19 protein-coding genes are annotated in these 24,591 nt (G+C 60.7%); 5 read left to right on the top strand and 14 right to left on the bottom strand.

All coding sequences use genetic code 11. The annotated features are described in order from the left end of the window. The first annotated feature begins 124 nt into the window (after positions 1 to 124). On the top strand, positions 125 to 928 hold the full coding sequence (locus tag K3819_RS04735) for a SirB1 family protein (RefSeq protein ID WP_085611378.1): 804 nt from the start codon (positions 125 to 127) through the stop codon (positions 926 to 928). On the opposite strand, the gene K3819_RS04730 is transcribed toward K3819_RS04735, so the two are convergent. The 4 genes from K3819_RS04730 to hmgA form a co-directional block, all read right to left on the bottom strand. Further along, a complete protein-coding gene (locus K3819_RS04730; RefSeq protein ID WP_221398739.1) occupies positions 852 to 2,249 on the bottom strand; it encodes an aromatic acid/H+ symport family MFS transporter in 1,398 nt (465 codons plus the stop codon). The genes K3819_RS04735 and K3819_RS04730 overlap by 77 nt on opposite strands. Before the next feature lie 81 nt (positions 2,250 to 2,330). After that, the gene (gene maiA / locus K3819_RS04725) at positions 2,331 to 2,969 is read right to left on the bottom strand and encodes a maleylacetoacetate isomerase (RefSeq protein WP_064593466.1); all 639 of its coding nucleotides are present in this window, start codon (positions 2,967 to 2,969) and stop codon (positions 2,331 to 2,333) included. A gap of 12 nt (positions 2,970 to 2,981) precedes the next feature. Next, positions 2,982 to 4,286, bottom strand: coding sequence for a fumarylacetoacetase (fahA, locus tag K3819_RS04720; protein ID WP_221398738.1), 1,305 nt, complete (start codon positions 4,284 to 4,286; stop codon positions 2,982 to 2,984). Between the two features lie 3 nt (positions 4,287 to 4,289). Further along, a complete protein-coding gene (hmgA, locus tag K3819_RS04715; protein ID WP_221398737.1) occupies positions 4,290 to 5,585 on the bottom strand; it encodes a homogentisate 1,2-dioxygenase in 1,296 nt (431 codons plus the stop codon). A 163-nt stretch (positions 5,586 to 5,748) separates the two neighbouring features. On the opposite strand from hmgA, the gene K3819_RS04710 reads away from it, so the two are divergent. Continuing rightward, entirely contained in the window at positions 5,749 to 6,534 is a 786-nt protein-coding gene (locus tag K3819_RS04710; RefSeq protein WP_085611374.1) for an IclR family transcriptional regulator, read from the top strand. Between the two features lie 24 nt (positions 6,535 to 6,558). On the opposite strand, the gene K3819_RS04705 is transcribed toward K3819_RS04710, so the two are convergent. From K3819_RS04705 to K3819_RS04690, 4 genes are all read right to left on the bottom strand, one after another. Continuing rightward, a complete protein-coding gene (locus K3819_RS04705) occupies positions 6,559 to 9,990 on the bottom strand; it encodes a dermonecrotic toxin domain-containing protein (RefSeq protein WP_221398736.1) in 3,432 nt (1,143 codons plus the stop codon). A gap of 143 nt (positions 9,991 to 10,133) precedes the next feature. Next, positions 10,134 to 12,686, bottom strand: coding sequence for a LuxR C-terminal-related transcriptional regulator (locus tag K3819_RS04700; RefSeq protein WP_221398735.1), 2,553 nt, complete (start codon positions 12,684 to 12,686; stop codon positions 10,134 to 10,136). 139 nt (positions 12,687 to 12,825) lie between these two features. Beyond that, positions 12,826 to 14,193 carry a DUF1329 domain-containing protein gene (locus K3819_RS04695; protein ID WP_085611371.1) on the bottom strand — a complete coding sequence of 456 codons (1,368 nt, stop codon included), beginning with the start codon at positions 14,191 to 14,193 and terminating at the stop codon, positions 12,826 to 12,828. 23 nt (positions 14,194 to 14,216) lie between these two features. Then, a complete protein-coding gene (locus K3819_RS04690; protein WP_221398734.1) occupies positions 14,217 to 16,010 on the bottom strand; it encodes a DUF1302 domain-containing protein in 1,794 nt (597 codons plus the stop codon). A 719-nt stretch (positions 16,011 to 16,729) separates the two neighbouring features. On the opposite strand from K3819_RS04690, the gene K3819_RS04685 reads away from it, so the two are divergent. Further along, positions 16,730 to 18,790, top strand: coding sequence for an S-type pyocin domain-containing protein (locus K3819_RS04685; RefSeq protein ID WP_221398733.1), 2,061 nt, complete (start codon positions 16,730 to 16,732; stop codon positions 18,788 to 18,790). Then, on the top strand, positions 18,787 to 19,044 hold the full coding sequence (locus tag K3819_RS04680) for a hypothetical protein (protein ID WP_064593445.1): 258 nt from the start codon (positions 18,787 to 18,789) through the stop codon (positions 19,042 to 19,044). The genes K3819_RS04685 and K3819_RS04680 overlap by 4 nt, the downstream gene beginning before the upstream one ends. A gap of 44 nt (positions 19,045 to 19,088) precedes the next feature. Here K3819_RS04680 and K3819_RS04675 read toward each other — a convergent pair whose 3' ends face one another. From K3819_RS04675 to K3819_RS04655, 5 genes are all read right to left on the bottom strand, one after another. Then, entirely contained in the window at positions 19,089 to 20,000 is a 912-nt protein-coding gene (locus K3819_RS04675; protein ID WP_221398732.1) for an SDR family oxidoreductase, read from the bottom strand. A 151-nt stretch (positions 20,001 to 20,151) separates the two neighbouring features. Continuing rightward, a complete protein-coding gene (locus K3819_RS04670; protein WP_085611366.1) occupies positions 20,152 to 21,054 on the bottom strand; it encodes an alpha/beta fold hydrolase in 903 nt (300 codons plus the stop codon). Beyond that, positions 21,054 to 21,836, bottom strand: coding sequence for a class II aldolase/adducin family protein (locus K3819_RS04665; protein WP_039769359.1), 783 nt, complete (start codon positions 21,834 to 21,836; stop codon positions 21,054 to 21,056). Before K3819_RS04665 ends, K3819_RS04670 begins: the two co-directional genes overlap by 1 nt. Positions 21,837 to 21,968: 132 nt before the next feature. After that, entirely contained in the window at positions 21,969 to 22,655 is a 687-nt protein-coding gene (locus tag K3819_RS04660; protein WP_221398731.1) for an LrgB family protein, read from the bottom strand. Beyond that, positions 22,645 to 23,031, bottom strand: coding sequence for a CidA/LrgA family protein (locus K3819_RS04655; RefSeq protein ID WP_085611365.1), 387 nt, complete (start codon positions 23,029 to 23,031; stop codon positions 22,645 to 22,647). Before K3819_RS04655 ends, K3819_RS04660 begins: the two co-directional genes overlap by 11 nt. A 95-nt stretch (positions 23,032 to 23,126) precedes the next feature. Here K3819_RS04655 and K3819_RS04650 point away from each other — a divergent pair, with 95 nt between their 5' ends. Then, positions 23,127 to 24,014, top strand: coding sequence for a LysR family transcriptional regulator (locus tag K3819_RS04650; RefSeq protein WP_221398730.1), 888 nt, complete (start codon positions 23,127 to 23,129; stop codon positions 24,012 to 24,014). Here K3819_RS04650 and K3819_RS04645 read toward each other — a convergent pair. Beyond that, on the bottom strand, positions 24,004 to 24,459 hold the full coding sequence (locus K3819_RS04645; protein WP_221398729.1) for a flavodoxin: 456 nt from the start codon (positions 24,457 to 24,459) through the stop codon (positions 24,004 to 24,006). The genes K3819_RS04650 and K3819_RS04645 overlap by 11 nt on opposite strands. Between the last annotated feature and the right edge of the window lie 132 nt (positions 24,460 to 24,591).

Here is a 24,591-nt window from a genome sequence, read left to right as displayed (position 1 = left end):
GAAGCGCGCCGGAATAAGCGCCGCCACAGATCACGGGCTTGTGGCATAACCCGATGGCAGAGCGGCCCGGCACTGGACGAATGGCAAAGACGGGGCTAAAACGAGGCATGCCCCGGAGATTGAGATGAGTCCGCGCCAACGTTTTTTCGAATGTCTGCACCGTTCACCGCCCGCGCTGTTCGAAGCCGCGTTGTGGATGGCCGCCGAACACGACAAACAAGTCGATCCCGAAGCACTGCTGCAGGACTTCAAGGAGCTGCAACAGCGGGTCAGCTATGGCTTGCCGTTGCTGCCGGTCAGCGAGCTGGCGCAACCGTTGTTGCGGCGGATGACCGATCTGGGCTTCGCGCAAGATGATTTCATACCGCTGCGCCCACAGGCCGCGATGGTGCACAAAGTCATGCAGACCAAACGCGGCCAGCCGCTGGCGCTGGCACTGATCGCTCTGGAACTGGCCCGTGGCCTGGAGATTCCGCTGGTCGGGGTGAACTTCCCCGGGCATTTCCTGCTTAAGGTTCCCGGGGCCGACCACCTGCTCGATCCCTGCGGCGGACGGCGTCTGTATCCGAACGACTGCCGTGAACTGCTGCACCGTCAGTACGGCCACCAGATGAAACTCAGCGCCGACCATCTGCTGACTGCCGAACCGGTGCAGATGCTTCAGCGCCTGTCACGCAACCTGCGCCAGTTGCACCTGACCCACGACGACTTCATCGCCGCGTTGATCGATGCCGAGCGCGTGCTCGAACTGGGTAACGCCAGCGCCGCCGACTATCTGGCCCGGGCCAGTCTGTACCAGCGCCTCGATTGCCCGAACGCCGAGCGTTTCGATCTGGAGCACGCGCTATTGCTCAGTGACGACCCGATTCAGCGACTTCGCCTGACGGAACGGCTGGGGCATCTGCCGCCGAACTCAGTCGTCCACTGAGCAGGGCAGTGGCTGGCGAACGCACCTGAATAATCAGCAACGCCGCAATCACCGCCGGAATCGCGCAGAAGAAGAAAATCTGCTCCACCGGAATGTGCATTGCCAGCAACAGGCTGCCGAACAGCGGCCCGAGAACCGAGCCGAAGCGCCCTACCCCCAGCGCCCAACCGGTGCCGGTGGCACGCACGTGGGCCGGATAGAAATTGCTGGCGAACGCATTAAGCGTCAGTTGCCCGCCGATGATGCAGAATCCCGCCGCAAACACACAGGCCACCAGATAACGCGGATTGTCGTGATTCAGGCCCAGCAGGATCGTGCACAGCGCCGCGCCAGCCAGCACACCGGACAGCAGCCTCACCTTGCTTTTCAATCGGTCGGCGAACCACGCCATGCAGATCGCCCCCAGCGTGCCGGCGAACAGGAACATCGACGTCACCAGGTTCGCTTCGTTGAGCTTCAGGCCACTTTCCAGCAGCAGCGACGGCAGCCAGCTGATCATGAAATACAGCAGGATCAGGCTGACGAAAAACGTGGCCCAGATCAGCAAGGTCGGGCGGGCGTAACCGTTGCGGAACAACTCCACCACGGTCAGTTTGCTGCCCTGCTCGCGCTCGTTCTGCTCAACCGATGCGGCGGGCGGTTGCCAGTCCGGCAGCATCCGCGCAGTGACCTTGCGCAGGCGCGCATACGGTGGAGCGTCACGCAGCAGCCGAGGCAAGGATTCCGGCAGCATCCACCAGAGAAACGGAAACAACAGCAGCGGCGTGACACCACCGGCAAGGAACACCGCTTGCCAGCCGAAGCGGTCGATAAAACCCGCCGCGACAAAACCACCCGCCGCCCCGCCGAAGGAAAAACCGCAGGCCGCCAGCGTCACCATCAGCGTGCGCAGGCGTGGCGGCGAATATTCCGACATCAACGCCATGGCGCTGGGCATCGCACCGCCCATGCCGATGCCGCAGATGAAGCGCGCGATCATCAGGGTATTCAGGGAATCGGCGAACACCATCAGCACGGTGAGACTGGCATAGATCAGCACGCAGGCGAGCAGAATCCGTCGAACGCCGAAGCGGTCGGCCAGCGGCGTAACAGCAAGGGAGCCGAGGGTCAGCCCCAGCAGGTTGGCGCTGAACACCGGGCCGAATGCGGATTTTTCCAGGCCCCAGTCCTGCGCCAGCGCCGGCACCACGTAACCGAGCACCTGGGCGTCATAGCCGTCGGTAACCAGCAGCAAGGCGAGAAGCATCAGGAGCAACCACTGAAAGCGGGACACAGGACGGGCGTCGAGTGCCGCCCGGAAGCTGGCAATCTGGTTGTGCATCGCAAGGTACCTGTTTTGTTTTTATGATTTTTTGCGGGTAACCGGAATGGCTCCCGTGCGCTGCACGGGAGCCATCAAATGCTACTTCGGCGTGTCCGGCTGATTCGCCGGATGCGCTGCAATGAACGCCGGATGCTCAGCGGCCAATGCGGCCACCCGACGAATCCGTGGATACGCCTCCAGCGATACGTTGAACCGCTCGGCCGCGTACAACTGCGGAATCAGGTAAACGTCCGCCACGCACGGCCACTCGCCGAAACAGAAGCCGCTGTCGCCGATCAACTGCTCCACCGTCGCCAGCCCCTGACTGATCCAGTGGCCGATCCACTCGTTGACCTGCGGCTCGTCATGCCCCAGACCGCGCAGGCGATTGAGCACGCTGACGTTGTGCAGCGGATGCACGTCGCAGCCGATCACCGCCGCTACGCCGCGCACCTGGGCACGGGCAACGAGGTCTTCGGGCAGCAGCGGCACCTGTGGATAACGTTCTTCCAGATACTCGATGATCGCCGGTGACTGAATCAGCAACTTGCCTTCGTCAGTACGCAGCGCCGGCACCCGGCCCTGGGGATTGATCGCCAGGTACACGGGTTGCCGATGCTCGCCACCGGGCGGTGCGATCAGGTTGACCGGCAACGCCTGATAGTCGAGGCCCTTGAGTGCCAGCGCGATCCGCACCCGGTACGACGAGGTGGAACGGTAATAGGTGTAGAGATCCATGAGCCGCTCCTGTCAGCGTGCCGCCAGCACGGTGCCACGGCATTCGCCGAAGCCGATCGAAGCAAAACCTTCGCGGGCGCAGCGGGCGCGCAGGATGATTTCGTCGCCGTCTTCAAGGAACTTGCGCACTTCACCGGACGCCAGCTCGATCGGCTTTTTACCGCCCTCGGTGATTTCCAGCAGGCTGCCGAACTGACCGTTTTCAGGGCCGGACAAGGTGCCCGAACCGAACAGGTCACCGGCCTGCAACTGGCAACCGTTGACGCTGTGGTGTGCAACCATTTGCGCGACGGTCCAGTACATGTAGCGGGTGTTGCTCAGGGTCAGGCGATGGGCCGGCAGGTTCTGCTCGCGCATTTTTTCGGTGAGCAGCAGCACTTCCAGCTCGATGTCGAAGGCACCGCCATCCTGATCGCGCTTGTCGAGCAGGTATGGCAGCGGCTGCGGGTCGCCTTGCGGACGCGCCGGTTGCGCGGTACGGAATGGCGCCAGCGCTTCGGCAGTCACCACCCATGGCGAGACGCTGGTGATGAAGCTCTTGGACAGGAACGGGCCGAGCGGCTGGTATTCCCAGGCCTGGATGTCACGGGCCGACCAGTCGTTGAGCAGGCAGAAACCGGCGATGTGTTCAGCGGCGTCACCGATGGCGATCGGCTCGCCCATCTCGTTGCCCTGACCGATCCAGATCCCCAGTTCCAGCTCATAGTCCAGCCGTGCGCACGGGCCGAAGGTCGGCTCGGTCGCGCCGGCCGGCAGGGTCTGGCCTTTCGGACGGCGCACGTCGGCACCGGAGGCGCGCACCGTGGACGCACGACCGTGGTAGCCGATCGGCACGTGTTTGTAGTTCGGCAGCAGCGGGTTGTCCGGGCGGAACAGTTTGCCAACGTTCTGCGCGTGCTCGATGCCGACGTAGAAGTCGGTGTAGTCGCTGATGCGTGCCGGCAGGTGCAATTGGCAATCGGCGGCCAGTGGCAGCAGTTTTGCGCCCTGGGCTTCAATGTTGCCGCGATGGGTACTGCCTTCGCTGAACAGTTCCAGCAGACGCTCGCGCAGGGCAACGCGGGCGTCGCGGCCGAGCTCGAAGAAGGCGTTCAACTGACCGCCGTGCATGGCTTCGACGGCACTGCGCGCGGCGCCGTCGAACAGCCCGGCCTCCAGCGCCACTTGCAGATCGAAGATGTGTTCACCAAGCGCCACGCCGGCGCGCGGTGCCGAACCGTTGTTGCTGAACACGCCCAGCGGCAGGTTCTGCAACGGGAAATCCGCGTGACCGTTGGCCGAGGCGACCCAGCTGCGGGTGATGGAATTCTGAGTCATGGGTTATCTCCGGGTCGGGTCGAACGTGGCGGGCAGCGTGGCCCAGCAGGCGTCATAAGTGGATTGCAGTTGCGGGCAGTCGAGGGCGAAGCGGCTGGGGCGCAGTACCTGGCTGGTCTCGAACATGAAGGCCATGGTGTTGTCGATCTTCGCCGGTTTGAGGTCCGCGTTGATGGCTTTGGTGCAAGTCTCGCCGTCCGGGCCGTGGGCGCTCATGCAGCTATGCAGGGACGCACCGCCGGGCACGAAACCTTCGGCCTTGGCGTCGTACTCGCCCTGGATCAGGCCCATGAATTCGTTCATCAGGTTGCGGTGGAACCACGGCGGACGGAAGGTGTTCTCGGCCACCATCCAGCGCGGCGGGAAGATCACGAAGTCGAGGTTTGCCAGACCGTGGACGCTGGTCGGCGAGGTCAGCACGGTGAAGATCGACGGATCCGGGTGATCGAAACTGACGGTGCCGATGGTGTTGAAGCGGCGCAGGTCATATTTGTACGGCACGTTGTTGCCGTGCCAGGCGACCACGTTCAGCGGCGAGTGATTGAGTTCAGTGCCCCACAACTGGCCGAGGAATTTCTGCACCAGGGTGGTCGGCTGTTGCAGGTTTTCGTAGGCGGCGACCGGGGTCAGGAAGTCCCGTGGATTGGCCAGGCCGTTGCTGCCGATCGGCCCCAGATCCGGCAGGCGCAGTGGCGCGCCATGGTTCTCGGCGACGTAACCGCGTGCTTGCGGATCGAGCAGTTCGACACGGAATTTCAGGCCCCGTGGCAGCACGGCGATTTCCAATGGCGCCACTTCCAGCACACCCAGTTCGGTGGCGATGCGCAGGCGCCCCAGTTGCGGCACCAGCAGCAGCTCGCCATCGGCATTAAAAAAAACACGCTCCATCGAACGGTTGGCGCAGTAGTGATAGATGCTGATGCCGGCCGGTTTTTCGGCGGCGGAATTGGCCGCCATGCTGACCAGACCGTCGATGAAATCGGTCGGCTCGGTCGGGAGGTCCAGCGGGTTCCAGCGCAGGCGATTGGGGGTCACTTCGCCCAACGGGCCGCCCGCCAGTTGCCGCTCCAGCTTGACGAATGCCGGGTGATTGGCCGACGGCTGGATCCGGTACATCCAGGTGCGCCGCGCTTCGCTGCGGGTCATGGTGAATGCGGTGCCGGAGAACAGTTCGGTGTACAGACCGTACGGGGCTTTCTGCGGGGAGTTCTGGCCGACGGGCAGTGCGCCGGGCAACGCTTCGGAGCTGAATTCGTTGCCGAAACCGGACTGGTAAGCCAGGGCTGAATCGAGGTTCATGGAGCCTCCTGAACAGGGAGTCGGCATGGCCGGACGCTCTGGATCGGAGGTCTTGGCACGCCGGGGTTGTTTTTATCGTAATTCAATTACGCATAACGTAATTTGCTCGCTATCGAGCGTCAAGCTATAAAGACGCCCATTCGTTCCGGGACACGGCAGCACCATGGAAAAAACCAGCGACAGCAACGGCAAACAGAAAGTCCGCTCCGCCGAAGTCGGCACCGACATCCTCAAGGCCCTGGCCGAGTTGTCGCCGTCCACTTCGCTATCGCGTCTGGCCGAACACGTGCAGATGCCGGCGAGCAAGGTGCACCGTTATCTGCAGGCGTTGATCGCCAGCGGTTTCGCCGAACAGAACACCGCCACCAACCACTACGGCCTCGGCCGTGAAGCGCTGCGCGTGGGCCTGGCCGCCCTCAACAGTATGGACGTGCTGAAAGTCGCTGCCCTGCCGCTGGCCGAGTTGCGCGACGAACTCAACGAAACCTGTTTCCTGGCGGTGTGGGGCAATCAGGGCGCGACCGTGGTGCACATCGAACCGGCGGTGCGCGCGGTGACGGTGGTGACGCAACTGGGCTCGGTATTGCCGTTGCTCAGTTCCTCCACCGGCCTGGTCTTCGGCGCTTACCTGCCGCACCGGGAAACCGATGAATTGCGCGAACAGGAAATCGCCGTCGGCGGCCATCCGCTAACAGACGAAAAAACCTATGCGGCGTTGTGCGAGCAGATCCGCGAACGCGGTCTGCATCATGTTCACGGCTTGCTGATGCCCGGCGTCGATGCCTTGTCGGCACCGGTGTTCAACGCCCTTGGTCAGGTCGCCGCTGTGTTGACCATCGTCGGCCCGACCTCGCTGTTTCACGCCGATGAACACGGCCCGGCGGCGCAGCGGTTGCTAGCGGCGACGCGGGCCGTGAGTTGGCGGATGGGGCACGAGCCACAAGCCTGAAACGCTTGCGGCGTGATCCGTGTATCAGCGCACGGAGGTCTGACTCCTGCGGTTTTGATGATCCTCCATCATTTGCTCGATGACTTCGATCAGGCGATTTTCTCCCAGCTCCTGTCCGGTGGCCTGAGACATCCAGCCCACCACGGTCCGGGCGTCCTTGCCCAGGTCAAACAAGGTCTTTTGAGCAGACGTGACCTTGACCGGTTTGCCGGCTGCAGCGGCCTTACCAAGACTCACCAATCCAATCAGTGCGGATTTACCATGTCCAAGGGCCGTCGAGTAATCGCCCAGCTCATAGGCTCTGGCACCGTCGTAAAGACTCTTGAACACTTCCACGGCGGTCACGACCACCCCGACCGGGGGAATTACCAGACTGATGAGATTGGCGGCAAAAATCACGTTGTCGTACACCAGGCCGGCAATGACCTCGTTCAGGCTCGTGGTCTGTGCGTCGATGTCGCTCAGAACGCGATAGATACGGTCGTCATGGAGCATATTCAGGCCCAACAACCGCATCGCGCCCTCCGGCTCGGGCGGTGCGACGGCGTTGACGGTGGCAACCAGATTGTCGAAGTAATCGTTCACCACCTTCTGATCGTCAATCTTCACCCGTGCCGCGTAGTAATCCCGCAATGGCCCGAAGCGCAAACGAATGGAACCGACAAACTCGTCGATCGAGCGCACAGCCAAACTGTCCGGCGCATTGGGTGTGTAAAGGTAGTCATGGAATTTCCCATAAATCGAGATCCGGAAAATATAAACACCTTCAACGACTCGCCGGTTCGGCAAGCAGAACTTGTAGATCCCCTCTTTATTATTCGACGGAAACGGAGAATTCTCATTGCCCGCGGTCTCCACGAGGTTGTCGAGCAGGCGTTGAATCCCCCTGAAAACCTCCAGAGAAAGTTGACCTGAGTAATGCTGGTGACAGGTGTCGTATCGCATCTCGCAACGTATTTTTCTGGCATGCACGGCTCGCTTGAACTCATAGCCCGGATGCTTGCGATCCAGGTAATCGCTTTTCAGAAACCGGGTGTAATGGTCGCCGGGACGCAAGGTTTTCGACCAGTTCGAAAGATCCCTTATATCCAGTTTTTCAATCGAAGGATGACCACCGGTCACATAGAACCTGGGGTTTTCATCAATCGTTCGGCCAGGTGTGGCGGGGACTTCAAAGTGGCGCTCCTCGATCAGGACAGTGGTCAGATCCAGATGAAAGTCGTCGGTCTGGATCATGATTTTGTCAGGATCGACTTGAACCTTCTGACCACGCGACAGCAGCACCTCTTCAATCCGCCCCTTGATCAGATCACGGGAAAACTGTTCGAAAGTCGGATAGCCGTTCTCCCGGGAATCCACCATCGACAATGCCCGGAGTTCAGTGCTGAGGCGAGCATAAGTTTGCCACGCCTGCGGTCCGGCATATGTATAGGCCGCCGGCGCCAACGCTCGAACACGGGCGGCCTCACTCGCGTACGCCACTTCACCATGACTGAATAACGGCTCACTGGCATGCAGTCCAATGAGTCCCGGCACCGGATCCAGTTCATACATGTAGTACAGGGGTGTTTTCCCGCCCCCCATCAACTGGCCGGCAGCAACCAGCTCGTCCGGCGCTATCAACGATTCGGCATAGGCACGATTATCAGACAACATGGATTCCAGCCAGCGTATGAACTGGTAGATGTCGGCGAACTTCACCCATTCAAACTGGCCGTGAGGCATTTTTATCAGTGCGTAACGGGTCCTCGCTGTGCGCGGCACGAACAGCAGCACGTTCTGCAAAATCGAAGGCCGGTATTTCAGTTTTACTCCGCGAATTTCCACCGCAGGATCACCCTGCAAGGTGCGCGTGATCAACTCAACGTCGGCTTCATTGAAACGTGCAGAGTGTCGGGCGAAGTAGAGCGCGAACTCCGCCTGACTGTGCAAGTAGTTATAGTAGGCCTCGCGAAACGCCTGCGGGGTATCGCGGGGCAGGGACCTGCTGAACTCCACGCGCAGATCCCGGTTGGACAGCCAGCCTTCAAGTCTGGCGACGGTCAACCCGCTGTCCGCCGGAGCGCCTTCGATACGCAAGGTCGAACGGTTGGCGGGATCATGCAGGCCGATGACGATAAACTCGGTCAACGTGCGAGTATCCTCCTGCTCGATCGTGCGTCCGCCGACGTTGATCCGGTACAGACTGTGGACGTTGATCGCATCCGGATCGAGACGCATGCCCAATGCGCTTTCACACCAGCCGGCAAAACTGTTCACGGCGAAATCACGTAGCGAAAACAGCCCATTGAATACTTGGGCATACTCGAACTCATATCCCGCTTTCGAAACCTCGAGAGCTTCGTAGGTATGGCGTACCGTTTCGCTGGCCGACTTCACCCAGTCTGGCCACTCCTGGCGCTTAACCAGTATTCGCAACGCGCTGATCCGCCGGAACAGATCGGCATGCATCGCAAAAACCTGTTGAATATTTTCCAGTTCGCGGACAAATCCCTCTTCGCGCTGTTCACTGGATCTGAGGCGCGCGGCAAACTGCGCTTCCTGATCCTTCAGCCGGCTGTCCACACAGTGCGAGGACACGCTCACCGACAATGCAGGATACGTAATCGCATCAGGCGCCACGGCCAGTCGGCCGCAGACTGCGGCATGCAGATCGGAACTGCTGGAGAAATACTCAAAACCGTTGTCCGGCGTATAAAGAAACCAGCCATAAGCGTCGCTGGACAGCTTGATCTCGGAAGACGCGATGGCGGAATAGGACATGACGAAGCCAGAGACCAGATCCTGCGCACGTCCGGACGTCGAACGGATACTGATCTTGAATGCACCGGGTGGCCGGGCCTTCAGCAACTCGGCGGCGCGCAGCGCCTGGTAGTCCCGGAGCGAACCGGCTACTTGGGTCAAGGCCAACTCGGCCTGCAAGGCTTCGGCAAACGCCGTCTCCAGCGATATCTTTCGAGATGTCGACGCTTCGGACTGGCTGTGAACCGGGCTGTTCCAATACTCTCGAAGTGCATTCGCCTGATAACTTGCCAATTGCTGCAAAGCGTGCAACAGAACGGTCTCGACTTGCGTGATCTTGATGGATTCGACTCTCAATCGTGCATCAGTCGTCCCCGGACTGAAATAAACAAAGTCATTTCCCTGAATATAATTCAGGTCAACTCCGCGCTCCAGACACTGCATAAACACATCGAGTATCGAACCCGACGGCCGGCTCTCGATCCCATCCTGAATGTTGCCGGCATTGATATATAACTTCTCCACATCAAGAGACGTGCCGAGCAAGCTGAACTGTTCCGAGAGATGGGCTCGTACAATTCCCCTCAAGGAAGAAGAACTTTCCAGAAGTCCCCTCAGCTTATCCCCGGCATGCCTGGCATTATCCAATGCCACTTGACCATCCGGATTTCTCAAGACCGTATCAACAAATAAATCCTTAGCGATCGCACCCATTTAAAACACTCCGTTGCTTTATAAAATAGAAAGTAACTTGATGCCACTTTCACAACAGGAGCGAAGATCACCCATCCAATTAAAAAACGAAAGCCACCACCTATTTCAATATATACAAAACGCAATATCCAGAATCAAACAGCTCAACATAAATTCAGCAACTTTGCCTTTGCAACCGCCTGAGTTCGGCGCTCGACGCCCAACTTTCCATGTATACGTCGAACATGCGTTTTTACTGTATGCAATGAGATGAACAACTTCTCGGCTATCTGTTGATTGGAATCGCCAAAGGCAATCAGCTCCAGGACTTTGAGTTCTCGCTGGCTGAGTGGATTGAGCGACATGCATTGTTCGTCCGCCTGCTCCGCCGTTCCTGCGACGCGCCAGTGCAAGGGAATCTCCGCGCACCGGCCATATAGCCCGGTCAGCAGTTGCTGCAGGTTGCAGCGTTGAATGATCTGAATGCCCTGTTCGAAGAACTTCCTGGCCTGATCCGGCTCTGCAAGGATCAGCGCCGCCTCGCTCAGCGTCATCAGCAACTCGGCCTCCAGCCTGACCATCCCGCGTGCCTGCGCCGACTCCAGCAGTGCAAGCAGCCGGACCAGCGGCTGTTGGGCGTGCCCCAAGCGGACTTCGGCCAAAACCAGCAAACACTCGATGCGTGGAATCAGCTCCAGTGTCGCCGGTGGCGCCTGTCGCGCACGCGGTCCACGAAAGTGCTTGAGCACGCGACTCAATGCCTCGCGAGCCAGTTCCGGCCGCCCTTGTTGTAGCCAGAATTCGCTGCTGGCCTGCAGCAAGGCCCCGCGATAAACCGTGTCCGGAATCTGTCGCTGCTGCATCAACCGTTCGGCATCGCGCAAACGCATGAATGCCTGTGGGAAATCACCTTGATCGGCAGCCAGCTGTGCCTGTCCGAGAAAGCCAAAGAGCACACGTTTATCAAAACTGCGCAGACAATCGTCGAGCCCTTGCTGAAAGAAACCGGCAGCCTGCGCCTGCTGCCCCATGCTCAGCGCCAGCCGCCCACGGCGCAGAGCGATCCGGCCGAGCAACGGCGTCGGCCGTTCGGCTGACGGATCCAGCATCTCAAAGAAACCGGCCAGCACCGCTTCGGCGCGGGCCGGTGCACCGCGCTGTTCCAGCAGTTGGGCGTGGTCGAGTTCCAGCAAGCCTTCGAACAACAGTGAATTGTGTGCACGGGCCAGGCACAGCGCCTCGCGATTGATCGAGTGGGCCAGTTCCAGCTCACCGAGCAACAGCGCCTGTTGTGTGCGCCCCGACAGACACAGAAGCCGCACGGTCCAGGCGTCCGGAGCCAGATCCTGCAACGCTTGCTCAAAATGCTCGCGTGCCGCATCCATCCATCCTTGCAAGTGCAACAACCACCCTTGCTGGGCCTGCCATCGGGCGATCAACTGGCGCTGCTCATCCGCCGACCGTGGCGGCAGGAAGCGGGACAGTTGCGCGATGCACTCACCGGCCTGTTCGAAACGCCCGGCGAACAGCAGCGCCGCCGTGATCAACCCGACCAGTTGCGCAGACCCCACTAACAGTTCCTCGCCGCGTTGCTCGTAAAGACGCAACAACAGCACGACCGTCTGCTCCTCGAACAGTTGCTCGAAACTGAAGTGCTGCAACAGGCTCACCGCGACTTCGTACTCTTCAGCCAGCAGCGCCTGTTCAAAGGCGCATTTCCAATGGCGTCCGGCGGTGAACCACTGACACGCCCGGCGATGCCAGGAACGCCCGGCAGGCCACGGCTCGCTGCGCATCAGGCGCGACAGCGGGGAACAGACTTGCAACCATTCAGACGAGGCCCGCCAGGGTTCGATAAAGCATCCCAGCGTTTGCAGATCGCGCATCCATTGCGCCCCTTCGCCGGCGCCGAACAAGTGGTCGCACAGGCTGGCATTGAACCGCGGCAAATGCGCCAGCACTCTCCAGGCCTCGGCCAGTTCCGGACTCAGACCGCTGAACAGTTCGTGTTGCAGGTAGTCCAGCAAGGTGTCCATGCGTTGCTGCGGCAAGGTCTTTTGCGACCAGTCGCATTTTTGCATCAACAACATCCGCACCCCGGCGCACCAACCGCCGCTGCGCCGAAAGATGCGTCCGGCCACGCTATCGGCCTGGGCCGGGGACAAGTGGCGCAACACCTGTGCGATCTCGTCACGGGTCAGCGCCAACGCCGCGGCTTCACATTCGTACAACGCATCATCGAGCAACAGGCGCGGCCAGTTGCAGGGCGGACGCCGCCGAGTACCGATCCACCACGTCAGGGCCGGGCTGCTGACCGCCAGCATTCGGTCGAGAAATGCATCCAGCGCAGGCTCCGGGTATCGGCAGTAATCGTCGAGCAACACCCAGGTCGACGAAGTCCGTCGCGACAGTTCATGCAGCAGTGACGCCTCGTCCGATGCGGCCAGCCCCATAGCGTGTGCAATCCGCTCGCAAAACTCGCCAGTGCCAAGGGACGCACCTGCCAGCGGCAACCAGCACACGGTGCAATTGACCGGCGCCTGCAGCAGGCATTCGGTGAGCAGCGCGGTCTTGCCGCTGCCGGCTGGCGCGCAGATCAGTTTGACCCGCGCCGCGGACTCGAGCAGAGCCGCGCAAAGGCGAGGCCGCGCAAGGTGATGGGAAGACAGTCTCGGGAGAAAATCCGCTCGATCCGGAGCGTGGGTCATGGCGGTCATCGGGTACGCCTTTTTATCGTTGTGCGCTCACCCTAGTCCTCTCCCTGCTGCTTGTTGACGAGTATTCAGTACGCTGATTGGCGCCCATAAAAAAGGCGACCGTGCGGTCGCCTTTTGCCTTGCCAATGTATCGAAACCCTTACCGTACGCCCTCGGCGCGCAAGGCCGACGGGGTATAGTCGGCAGCCTTGGCTTCGAAGCCGAATTCGAAGCTGTGCTTCTCTTCGTTCTTCATCCCCAGGGCAATGTAGCGGCCGGCGATGATGTCGTAGAGCGCTTCGAGGGTATAGGCCTGGGCCTGGTGATCGTAGTAGTACTGCGCGTGTCCTTCAGCCACTCGCCACAACTGCCCGCGACCGTCGTAGTGATCGGCCAGCGCCACTTGCCAACTGTCCTCGTCGATGTACATGTGGCGCTTGGCGTAGATGTGCCGCTCGTTCGGTTTCACCGTGCCGACCACTTCCCACACCCGATGCAGCTCATAACGCGTCAGGTCCTGGTTGATGTGCCCGGCCTTGACGATGTCGTCGTACTTGAGGCTCGGCGAATCGAGCTTGTAGCTGTTGTACGGAATGTACATTTCCTTCTTGCCGATCAGTTTCCAGTCGTAGCGGTCCGGTGCGCCGGAGAACATGTCGAAGTTGTCCGAGGTGCGCAGGCCGTCGGCGGCGGTGCCCGGCCCGTCATAGGCGACTTGCGGTGCACGACGGACCCGACGCTGACCGGCGTTGTAGATCCACGCCAGACGCGGTTCCTTCACCTGATCGAGGGTCTCGTGCACCAGCAGCACGTTACCGGCCAGACGCGCCGGAGCCGTCACCGACTGCTTGAAGAAGGTCAGCACGTTGGCGGCTTTTTCCGGATCGAGATCCTTCATCAGTTGCGGCACGGCGATCTCTTCTTCGAAGCGGATCGGCGTGTAACTGCCATTGGTCTGCGGCGTCACCTGCGTGATGATCCGCCGCAGGTTGCCGCCGTGATAACGGGTGATGTGGTTCCACAACACCTCGACGCCATTTTTGGGAATGGGGAACGCGTAGTAGCGGTTACCGGTGAAATTGGCCAGGCCGTTGCCGTCGTTGATGCTGGTGACGTTGAGTGCGCTGCGTTTGGCCGACTCGTAAATTTCCGGCGGTGCGGCCACGGTGCGATGGGTCGGGTAGACCGGGATTCTGTAGGTTTCGGGGTAGCGTTTAAACATCGCCACCTGACCGTCGGACAGCTTGTCCTTGTACTTGTCGACGTTGGCGGCGGTGATGGTGAACAGCGGTTTTTCGCTGGCGAACGGGTCAGCCAGAAAGCCCTTGCTGTCGACTGCCCCGGCGTTTTTCGGGATACCGCCGGTCCAGGCCGGAATCGAGCCGTCGGCGTTGCCGGCCTTTTCGGCGCCCAGCGGCGTCAGGCTGGTGCCGAGCTTGTTGGCTTCGTCCGGCGACACCGCCGCGATCACGTTGGCGGCCAGCAGGCTCAGGGCCAGGACACCGCATTGCAGAATCATCTTGCGCATTGCATTCATCCTTCTCGGGCAGATCAGAAGTTCACACCGAAGCTCAGGGCCACGAAGTCACGGTCTTCGAGGGTGTTGTAGTCACCGCCGAAAAAGTCGGTGTAACTGAGGCTCGCGGTATAGGTGTTGCGATAGTCGGCATCGACTCCGACGCTGACAGCCTTGGCGCCTTCGTTGAACAGACCGTTGGGGCCATAACCGGCGACGTCGTGGGACCAGGACAGGTTGGGCTTGAGGTTGATCCCGCCGATCACGTTGGCGTAGTCGAGGATCGCCCGGGCGCGATAGCCCCAGGAGGTGGAGGTGACGAAACCGTCGGTGTCGCCGCCGAAACCGTACTGGCCGTACACCGAGTCGCGGCCGTAACGCAGCTTGCTGCGCGACTCCAGTCCGCCGACCCGCACCACGGCGGCCTCGCCCACCAGGGTCAGGCGCTCAGCGCCCCAGACCTGATCGAAAAAGTGCGTCAGCGTGCTCTGGATCTGCGTCACTTCCTTGCGTCGGTAGCCCTTGTTGTCGGCCCCCGGCGAGGTAACCAGCGGCGACGCCGTACCGCCGGCAATCGGATTGACCAGCGCCAGGGTCAGGTCGTTGGTGTTGACCTGCACCGGCGCATTAGGGCGATAGCTGATCTCGCCGGTCCAGGCGGTGCCGGTCGGCAACGTGGTGGAGAAACTCGCGCCGTACAGGCGAATGTCTTCCGGGTATTCGAGGTAGTACTGACCGCGCCCGAGCATCACGCTTTGCGCCAGTCCCGAACCGCTGCCGGGGGCCAGGCGGTTGGCGATCCCGACCATGCCCGGCAGCGCCGCGAGGGTCGACAGACCGGCGGTACTGGTGCCGACGGTCGGCGTGCGGCTGTGGTAGTTCATGAAGTAGAGGCCGTACTCAGTGTCGTCGCCGAGCCAGCGCAGCGCCGTACCCCACTGCCCGGAATCCCGCGCATCGCGGTCGCCGCCACGGGGCACGATCACACCTTCGCGGGTCACCTGGATCGGCTGGCCGAAGGCTGCCGCCAGCGGCGCCAACGGGGCGATCGCCGGGCTGCCGACGGTGTAGCCGTTGTTGCAACCGTCCGCTGCCACGTCGACCCCGAAAAAGGTCCCGCAGTTGTCGAGGACGGTCTGATCCCATTCCAGTTGATAGAAGCCCTCGACCGTCAGTTGGTCGGTGAGCCCCTGAGAGGCGAACAGCATGTTCACCGGAATCAGCCCCTCCTTGATCTCCGCACCCGGCCGGCGGAACGCCGAGACGTCGATCGGGTTGATGCTGTTGATCGAGTTGCCGATGAAGGTACTTTCGCCCCAGCTCACCACCTGTTTGCCGGCGCGCACGGTGCCCGGCAGGTCGGCGATGGAATAGTTGTGATAGACGAACGCATCGAGAATCTGCGCACCGGAAGACTTGGCGCCCTCCTTGCGGCCCTTGTCGCTGATCGGTTTGAACTCGCGGTCTTCGTCCTTGAGTTCGAAGTCGTACCAGTACTTGCCGCGCACGAACACACCGGTGTCGCCGTACTTCAGTTCGAGGTCGTGGATGCCTTTGAAAATCTTGGAAAAGGTCTCGCCCTTCTTGAAGTTCAACCGCCCGTCATCGCCGGTGGAAGACTGGCCCGTGCCGCCGTTGACCGTACCCACCAGCGACTTGTCGGCATCGCGCATGCCCCAGCTCGCCCCGACCGACAGCGACGAGTCGAACGTGCCTTCGATTTCCCCGATATTGAAAGCGACCGCGTGCGCCTGGGCACAGCAACCCAAGGCCACCGCAGCGGCCAGCGCTTGCGGCGTGAAGATGGCGCGCATTGTTGTTTTTGTCATGCGTCTTCCCCGGTGAGTGACAGAAGGCCCCACCCTACTGCCGCGCCACGGCGAGGATAAGCGCACCAAGGAGGTATTCGCGCTGTCGCTCGAAAGGATGAATCCCCACCTGCGACAAGGCTTTGCGCCCGCCATGAACAGGCTGGATGAACCACTATCAACACAACGGATAATGACCAGGCCAGTGCGCGCCACTGTTACATGCCCCGTAACAGTGCATGTCCGGAATCGCTATTTTTCCCTGACGCTCCAGCCCTTATTCTGTGCGGGCTTTCACGGCAGACCGCCAGCAAGCACGAAGTCCGCGACCGAGTCGTCGGCAACCGATTTCTGATGGCGCGAAGCGTTTTTCGATCCATCGCCCCGGTGTTCACTGACGTTGATTTGTAGCTCCTTGATCCAACGTCTTACCTTGGCCGCTGCGTTTGCAGCGGCCTTTTTTATGGGCGCTTTTTGCCCCCCGATAAATGATCGAGTGGTGCTCGCGCTGTTTTGAAGTGCCTTTCCCCTTTCAGCGCAGGAAACTTCTTTTAATACGTAAGAAGTTTCCTGAGTCTTTGTATAAGCAACGAAAACTCATACTTAAACGCAAGTTATAAGCCACACCCTTCTCGGACACCTCCGCACAAACTCTACTGTAACTTTATTAGGCAAAGACCCATTAATGATTCGGATGTTTATGTGCTGAAAAACCAATGCACATTCAAAAGGATATGAATATGCAAAGACCACCTCCATTTGAATTGACGGAGCCTGTGTGGACAACCGCTGAAGCACCGCCGCATTTCAACCCCGGCATTTCCACTGTTGATCACAATCGTTATAACGGTCCGTTCGGCACGCCGCGCAGCCCTGCCCGTTATCAGCAGGTGTTGCAGAACTTCATTACCCCGCTGACTCAGGAATACCAGGCGAAGGCTGCACAAATCCCGCAAGCCATTGAAGTCGATCTGGCCGCGACCCGCCTGGAAGAGTCGACCCAGCCGCTGCCGCCCGCTGCCGCGATCAGCCGAGAGCTGGGCGTGCGCAACCGGCTGATCCAGCGCAAGAACGCGCAACTGCAACAGCAGGCACAACTGTCCCACGGCTTCTACGGCAGCGATCCCATCGACAAGACGGTCTACCAGTTCCTGTCCCGGGCCTACGCCGTGGACAAGGTGCTGAGTCCCAACGGCCCGGGGATGAACCTGTGGAAGCAATCCTATCGCGCGGCAATGGAAGTCAGATTGCTGACACAAACGCTGGCGACGCTGCATCAACAACACGTCAACGTGCACAACTGGCTGGCGGCGGTACAGGCCAATGACGCCGCGCAGGCCCAGGCCGCAGAAACCGCACGCCGTGCCGCCGAACAGGCGCGGATTGCCGCAGAACAGCAACGCCAGAAAGCCTTGGCCGAGACGGCGCGGCGCCAACAGGAACAGCAAGAAGTCCAGGCCCGCGAGCAAGCGCGGTTGGCGGCGCTGGCCGAGGCGCAACGCAAGGCTGCGGAACAGGCGCGGATTGCCGCCGAAGCCGCTGCACGCCAGCTTGCGGTTGAACAGGCGCGCCTGAAGGCCCTTGCCGATCTGCAGCGCCAGACAGAGGCTGCACGCCAGGCCCGTGACCAGGCACGAGCGGATGCAGGCCAGCGGGTTTATCCAGCTTTTGGCGCGGCGGCCAGCGCCGGGCCGGTGATCGCATTCGCCTCGAACGCAGCGCGCCTGAACCCGTCGACAGCCACGGCGATCCTCACGGTCCTGCGCTCGGCGGTCGTCGGCCTCAACGCCTTGGGCGCCTCGCTGCTGGCACCGGTTGCGGTCGGTTTCGCGGCTTTGCTGGCGCCTTCACGTCTGGGCAACGGTGAGCGTTTCAGCGTCAGCGTGCCGCTGGCCGAGCTGTCTTCTGCCACGCCGCAGGCATTACGCGAGATCGCGCAGCGCCAGGGCACATTGCAGATACCGGTCGGACTGGGGACAAGAAGGATGGGCGCCGGCGCCGAAGTCTTCGTGGTCAGCGCTGACGACTTTCAGGTACGCAGCGATGTTCCGGTGCTGCGCGCGACCTTCGATTCGCTCAACGGGGTTTACGAGACCGTCCTGCCCGACTTGCCCAACGACATTCTGACCTGGACCCCGGCCATCAGCCCGGGCGACAGCTCCACGCTGCTCCCGAGTGCCGATACCGATCCGCAGACATACAGCGGCGCGCCGATCATGCCGATCGAGGGAAGGCTCGACCTCCACCCGAGCCTGGAGGAGGAATGGGAGCGCTTCGTCATTATCTTTCCGGAGGACTCGGGGGTTGCGCCGCTGTATGTGGTGATCAGCAGTCCGTATGAGGGGGCTTCTGTTAGAGGAATATATAGCGGGCGACTTTTCAATCCAGCTCAAGCAGGTGGACCGATACTTCATCTTGACTGGCGTCAGGCAGTCATCACGGGCACCGGCATTTCCTCGGTTAAACTACACATCGCACGATTTGATCAATCAAATGCGAACAACATCATGATTCATCGACTTGAAAAAATACTGAACGGTCAAATGGCAGCCACCGACACTGATTTACGCTATTACACTCATGAGATTAGGGAACTAGAGAGATTTCGAGCGCTAGGATTGAGTGATGACTTCAAGCCAGACAAAGAATCCCCGATGTGGAACAACGCGCACAGCGCAACATTGGAGGATTTCCAACTGGCGGATCTTGAGTCTTTGCTTTACACGGAAGATGCCATAGCGGCAGCAGACAAACAGGACGAAGTGTTTTTCAAAAACCTTTTAAAAGGAGGGCAGCAATGAGCATCGTTGAACAAATTGTCAAAAATGAGCCAGTAGAAGATGTTTTGACTGTGTTCGGCCTCGGCTCAGCTATTCCCTCCCTGGACAGAATGTTTGGCCGATATCGACGTGAGGTCATAGAAAGCGGAGAGTTGCTGGAAACCTACACAAGGCTTTTTGAACTCGGGGTGTTGGCAGTCGGCGAAGGGTCTGTCGCGATTAAAGGCCCCAACTGGTCCCCTCCAAAATTCATGATCGAAAACAGATACACCTGATCGGCAAATCGGCCACCAGGCTCTCACCTGGTGGCCACTTCGGGTTACAACGAATACTTCTGCAAATTCCCCATCATCTCCTTCAGCGCCTCGATGTTGTCCTTCGGATGCGCCGCGCCTTCGAAATCACAGATCTGCTGCCAGTGCGCCGCAACGTCTTCCGGGGAAAACCCGACACGAGGATCGAACCCGGCACCCAGGCTGCGCTCCCAGCGCACCTTGCCCATCCAGCCGCCGCCGACTTCGAACAGGCCCGAAGCTTCCTGGCATTGTTCGCTGGCCAGGTACACCACCAGCGGGCTGACCAGTTCCGGTTTGAGTTGTTCGAACACTTGCGGCGGGATCAGGCCTTCGGTCATGCGGGTGCCGCCGGTGGGTGCGATGGCGTTGACCAGGATGTTGTTCTTGCGACCTTCGATGGCCAGGGTGCGGGTCAGACCGTAGAGACCGAGTTTGGCCATGCCGTAGTTGGACTGGCCGAAGTTGCCGTAGATGCCCGAAGTCGAGGCGGTGAAGATCACCCGGCCGTAATTTTGCTCACGCAGGTGCGGCCACGCGGCGCGGGTCACCTTGTAGGCGCCTTCGACGTGGACGCGATAGACCAGATCCCAGTCGGCGTCTTCCATTTTGTGGAAAGTCTTGTCGCGCAGGATCCCGGCGTTGTTGACCACCACATCGATACGGCCGAACACGTCGAGAGCGTTCTGCACCAGTTTGTCGCCGTCGGTGACCGAATCATGGTTGGCCTCGGCGATACCGCCGGCCTCGCGGATTTCCGCCACCACACGATCAGCGGCTGAAGCGTTGGCGCCTTCACCCTGGGTCGAGCCGCCGAGGTCGTTGACCAGCACTTTGGCGCCCTGTTTGGCGAACAGCAAAGCGTGAGCGCGTCCCAGGCCACCACCGGCACCGGTGACGATCACGACTTTATCTTCGAAACGCACAGAATCATTCATCGGGGCAACTCCAGCAGACCTGAGGGACAGTGTCCCTGAGTGTCAGGCACAGGGCGTGCGGTCACAACGAACACGGCTGAGGCTGAATGGTGCGCGATAAGGCTGGGGGATGATGAAACGTGCCGAGGCGTCAGGCGCCTCGGGCACTAAGTCAGGAGCACGCCACCTTGCGCGGCGGCAACACGAAGTGATCGCGAAATTCGAGGTAGTGCTTGAGCACCTGCACTGGCGCTTCGCTTTGCGGGTAATGGCCGATGCCTGGCAACAGCACGGTGTCGGCGTCGGGGATCAGCTCGCGATAACGCTCGACCATGTGCGCCCCGGAAATCGGATCGACTTCGCCATCGATCACCCGCAGCGGCACCTCGCCGCGCTGCATCGCCGCGACCCAGCGATCACGCTGAACCCGGCGCTCGGGAATGTAGTGAATCAGCTTGTGCATGACGCGTTGCCCGCGATTGCATTCGATCAGGCTCCAGAAATCATCCATTTCGCTTTCGCTGGGCCGGGTGTCCGGGCCGAAAATCTGCTGGAAGCTCTTGACCAGCGCATCACGGGTGAAGGCCCGGCCGATCATCCAGCCCAATGGGCTGAGCAGCAGTTTTTGCGCCAGCAGCGGTCGATGGGTTTCCGGGAACAGACCACCGTTGAGAAACACGCAACTGGCGACCTCGATCAGATCTTCGTAATGCCGGGCCAGCAACTCCTGAGCAACACTGTCGCCGTAGTCGTGGGCCAGAATGTGCACCGGTTGTTCGACCGACAGATGCGCCAGCAAGGCCTGTTGCAGATCGGCCTGCTCCAGCAGGCTGTAAATGTGATTCAGCGGCTTTGCCGAGTCGCCGAAGCCGAGCATGTCGCAGGCAATCACCCGGTAGCGCTGGGACAGCGGCTGCCACAGGTAATGCCAGTCCCAACTGGCCGTCGGAAAGCCATGGATCAACAGCAGCGGTTCGCCCTGCCCGGCTGTCCAGTAGCGGATCGGCTGACCACGGAAGACAAACGTCTGGCCGCGTTTGCGCCAGACACTCAGAGGGATCTCGGCGAGAGGCATTAGAGTCTATACCCCGGGTCTTGTTTATCGAGTTTGCGCAGCAGCGCCGGCCAGGCCAGCGCGCCCCCCATGCCTTGGGCACTTTTGGTGACGCCGGCAATCATTGCCTTGGCGCCTGCCAGAATCTGCGGTTCGATGGCGATCAGTTCGGCACCGCCGGTCTGCGCCATGACCTGGATGTCGCAGGCGCGCTGGAAGGTGAACATCATCAGGAACGTGTCGGCGATGGTGCCGCCACAGGTCAGCAGACCGTGGTTGTGCAGCATCAGGAAATTGTTGTCGCCCAGATCCGCCTGCAACCGCGCTTTCTCTTCATGGTTGAGCGCCACACCTTCGTAGGCGTGAAAGGCCAGGCTCGACAGCACGAACAGCGATTGCTGGCTGATCGGCAACACGCCCTGCTTCTGCGCCGATACCGCAACACCGGAAGCGGTGTGGGTGTGCAGCACGCAGGCCACGTCGTGCCGCACTTCGTGCACGGCACTGTGGATGGTGTAGCCGGCGGGATTGATTTCGTAGGGGCTGTCCATGAGCTTGTTGCCGGCCTGGTCGACCTTCACCAGACTGGACGCGGTGATCTCATGGAACATCAGGCCGAACGGGTTGATCAGGAAATCTTCGGTGCCGGGCACCTTGGCGGAAATGTGAGTGAAGATCAGATCGTCCCAGCCATGCAGGGCGACCAGACGATAACAGGCGGCCAGATCGACCCGGGTCTGCCATTCCGCGGCACTGACCTGATCTTTGACGTTCACGGACGAAGGGACGGGGGCTACGCTCACTGTATGCACCTCTGCGTTCTTATTGTTTTTGCGTGTGTCAGCAGTCTAGTCAGCCCCGGACGGTCGCGTAGTTGCATTGGCAGCCAGCTTGATGACTGAACGAGTCAGCGACGCAATCTGCTTGGATCCATGTCAAAGCAACGACGCCAACAAAGGCCCGGCGAACAGATTGAGCAGTCCCGTCAGCACCATCACCAGCCCCGCGACCGAGCCCTCTTCGCCGCCCACTTCATGGGCGCGGCTGACGCCCGCACCATGAGCACCCACGCCGAACAATGCACCGCGCGCCAATGGGCTGCGCAGTGGCAGCCACTTGAGCAGCACACCGCCGAGCATGGCGCCGAACACCCCGGTGAACATCACGAACACCGCTGTCAGCTCAGGCACGCCACCGAGGTCCTGCGCCAGCGGCATGGCGAACGGTGTGGTGATCGAGCGCGGCACCAGCGACAGCGTCACCGAACTGTCCAGCGCCAGCGCTTTCGCGAGGCCGAACGACGTGGCAATCGATGCCGCACTGCCGGCCAGCATGCCCAGCAGCAACGCCGACCAATGCCGCACCAGCAATCGCCGCTGTTGCCAGATCGGCACCGCAAACGCCACGGTGACCGGCCCGAGTACCAGCATCAGCCAATGGGTGTTGCTCGAATACTCGGCGTAAGCGGTGTGCAACGGCACGGCAAGCGCGAGCAGCAACGCGGGAACCAGAATCAGTGGCGACAGCACGTAACGTCCGGTCCGCCGATACAGCCAGCGACTGAACAAATAGGCCAGCAAGGTGAACGCCAGCCAAAACATCGGCATCAGCTCAAGCTTCATGGGACCGCCTCAGGCGCACGGCCAGCTCCACGGTGAACGCGGTCACCAGCATCACCATCAGCGTACTGGCTGCGATCACCAACAAGATCCGCCAGCCGTCGTCGCGCAGCAACGCGCCGTAATCCAGCAGGCTCATCAGCGCCGGAATGAAGAACAGCAGCATCTCGGCCATCAACAAGCCTGCGCCCATTTGCAGCGCCGCCGGTTTGACCCAGCCGAACGCAAAACCCAGCAGCAACAGCGCCATGCCGACCACGCCGCCGGGAATCGGCCAGGCCAGCCACGCTGCGATCTGGCAGCCGAGCAGGTAAAGAGCGAGCAGCACGGCCAGTTCGGCCAGCAGGCGAGAGAGGTATTTGAGGGTCGAGGCTTTCATCGATGGGCTCCTTTCAGGTGGCTATCTTACGAACCCGGCTGCCATCTCCGAAGCGAATTGTTAGACTCAAAGCCATTCCAATCTGGAATCAGGCCATGGAATTCAAACAACTCAGAAGTTTCGTCGAAGTCATGCATCAGGGCGGTTTCACTCAAGCTGCAAAAAACCTGCACATCAGTCAGTCCGCCGTGAGCAAGCAGATCGCCCAGCTCGAACAGAGCCTCGGCACACCGTTGCTCGAACGGTTGGGCTCGCAGATACGCCTGACCGCCGCCGGCAGCGTGGTGCTGCAACGGGCCGAAGGCATGCTGCGGTTGCGCAATGAATTGCTCAGCGAACTGGATGACCTCAGCCAATTGGCACGCGGCGAGTTACGTCTCGGACTGCCATTGCTAGGCAGCGATGCATTGTTTGCCGGGCTGTTTGCCGAATACCGACGGCGCTATCCGAACATCAGCGTGCAGTTGCTTGAGGGGGGCAGTCGCAATATCGAACAGGCGGTGCTCAGCGGGGAGCTGGAGTTGGGTGGCAGTCTGCTGCCGAAGGATCCGCAATTCGACTTTCAGCCATTCTGCGATGAACCGCTGGATGCGCTGTTACCGGTGGATCACCCACTGGCGGCGAGAGGTGAAATTGGTCTGGAAGAACTGGCCGATACGCCGTTCCTGTTGTATCAGCGCAGTTTTGTGCTCAACGATCGTTTGCTTCAGGCCTGCCAGCAGATGGGTTTTACCCCGAAGGAAGGCGGACGCAGTGGGCAGGCGGATTTTCTCGCGGCGCTGGTCGCTGCCGGACAAGGCGTGGTGCTGCTGCCCAGCGTGGTGGCGCGCGGTCTGGTGCGGCCAGGCGTGGTGCGCCTGACCCTGAACGCGCCGGACTATTTGCGTTGGGATATCGCCTTCATCTGGCGCCGGGGTGCCTATCTGTCGAAGGCTGCACAGGCCTGGCTGGCGCTGTTGCGTGAACGCGGGATCAACCCTTGAGGATGGCGATCAACTGTTCCAGCCAAGGCTCGGCGTCGGTTTCCGGGGTAACGCTTTCGCTGGCGTCGATGCGCAGCATGTCCTGCACTTCGCGCACGCCCAACTCGCCGAACAATTCGCGCAGTTGCTCGCCGCCGCCGCAGAAGGTGTCGCCGTAGCTGGCGTCACCCAGTGCGATCACCCCGCCGGGTAAACCACGCCAGGCCGCCGGCAGTTGATCGCGAATGGCCGAATACAAAGGTTGCAGGTTGTCCGGCAGCTCGCCCATGCCGGTGGTCGAGGTCACGCCCAGCAAGGCTTCAGGGCCAAACGCCTGGAGATCGGCGAGGCTGGCGCGCGAGTTGTAGAAGGTTTCAAAACCGGCGGCGTTCAACAGGCTCTGAGCGTGGCGAGCGACTTCTTCGGCCGTGCCGTACACCGAGCCGGAGAGGATGGCGACTTTCATCAATCTGATCCTGAAACTGAAAAAAAGAGCGGCGATAGTAACAGCCAGCGGCGCCCTGTTGCGATTGGCTCTCGATAAGGGCTGGTGGCCAGTAGACAGCGCTGGACGATCTTTTAGAATGCCAGCCACTGA

It is taken from the genome of Pseudomonas sp. 3-2 (assembly GCF_019710535.1).
In the GTDB taxonomy this organism is placed as follows: Bacteria; Pseudomonadota; Gammaproteobacteria; order Pseudomonadales; family Pseudomonadaceae; genus Aquipseudomonas; species Aquipseudomonas pharyngis.
This window is presented reverse-complemented; position numbering and strand designations above follow the sequence as displayed.

Excerpts from the sequence above, each read along its gene's own strand:
- K3819_RS04695 (WP_085611371.1), bottom strand. The coding sequence starts at position 14,193 with ATGCGCAAGATGATTCTGCAATGCGGTGTCCTGGCCCTGAGCCTGCTG.
- K3819_RS04735 (WP_085611378.1), top strand. The coding sequence starts at position 125 with ATGAGTCCGCGCCAACGTTTTTTCGAATGTCTGCACCGTTCACCGCCC.
- K3819_RS04655 (WP_085611365.1), bottom strand. The coding sequence starts at position 23,031 with ATGAAAGCCTCGACCCTCAAATACCTCTCTCGCCTGCTGGCCGAACTG.
- maiA (WP_064593466.1), bottom strand. The coding sequence starts at position 2,969 with ATGGATCTCTACACCTATTACCGTTCCACCTCGTCGTACCGGGTGCGG.
- K3819_RS04680 (WP_064593445.1), top strand. The coding sequence starts at position 18,787 with ATGAGCATCGTTGAACAAATTGTCAAAAATGAGCCAGTAGAAGATGTT.
- K3819_RS04660 (WP_221398731.1), bottom strand. The coding sequence starts at position 22,655 with ATGAAGCTTGAGCTGATGCCGATGTTTTGGCTGGCGTTCACCTTGCTG.
- K3819_RS04730 (WP_221398739.1), bottom strand. The coding sequence starts at position 2,249 with ATGCACAACCAGATTGCCAGCTTCCGGGCGGCACTCGACGCCCGTCCT.
- K3819_RS04700 (WP_221398735.1), bottom strand. The coding sequence starts at position 12,686 with ATGACCGCCATGACCCACGCTCCGGATCGAGCGGATTTTCTCCCGAGA.
- K3819_RS04650 (WP_221398730.1), top strand. The coding sequence starts at position 23,127 with ATGGAATTCAAACAACTCAGAAGTTTCGTCGAAGTCATGCATCAGGGC.
- K3819_RS04645 (WP_221398729.1), bottom strand. The coding sequence starts at position 24,459 with ATGAAAGTCGCCATCCTCTCCGGCTCGGTGTACGGCACGGCCGAAGAA.
- fahA (WP_221398738.1), bottom strand. The coding sequence starts at position 4,286 with ATGACTCAGAATTCCATCACCCGCAGCTGGGTCGCCTCGGCCAACGGT.
- K3819_RS04685 (WP_221398733.1), top strand. The coding sequence starts at position 16,730 with ATGCAAAGACCACCTCCATTTGAATTGACGGAGCCTGTGTGGACAACC.
- K3819_RS04690 (WP_221398734.1), bottom strand. The coding sequence starts at position 16,010 with ATGACAAAAACAACAATGCGCGCCATCTTCACGCCGCAAGCGCTGGCC.
- K3819_RS04710 (WP_085611374.1), top strand. The coding sequence starts at position 5,749 with ATGGAAAAAACCAGCGACAGCAACGGCAAACAGAAAGTCCGCTCCGCC.
- K3819_RS04675 (WP_221398732.1), bottom strand. The coding sequence starts at position 20,000 with ATGAATGATTCTGTGCGTTTCGAAGATAAAGTCGTGATCGTCACCGGT.
- K3819_RS04670 (WP_085611366.1), bottom strand. The coding sequence starts at position 21,054 with ATGCCTCTCGCCGAGATCCCTCTGAGTGTCTGGCGCAAACGCGGCCAG.
- K3819_RS04705 (WP_221398736.1), bottom strand. The coding sequence starts at position 9,990 with ATGGGTGCGATCGCTAAGGATTTATTTGTTGATACGGTCTTGAGAAAT.
- hmgA (WP_221398737.1), bottom strand. The coding sequence starts at position 5,585 with ATGAACCTCGATTCAGCCCTGGCTTACCAGTCCGGTTTCGGCAACGAA.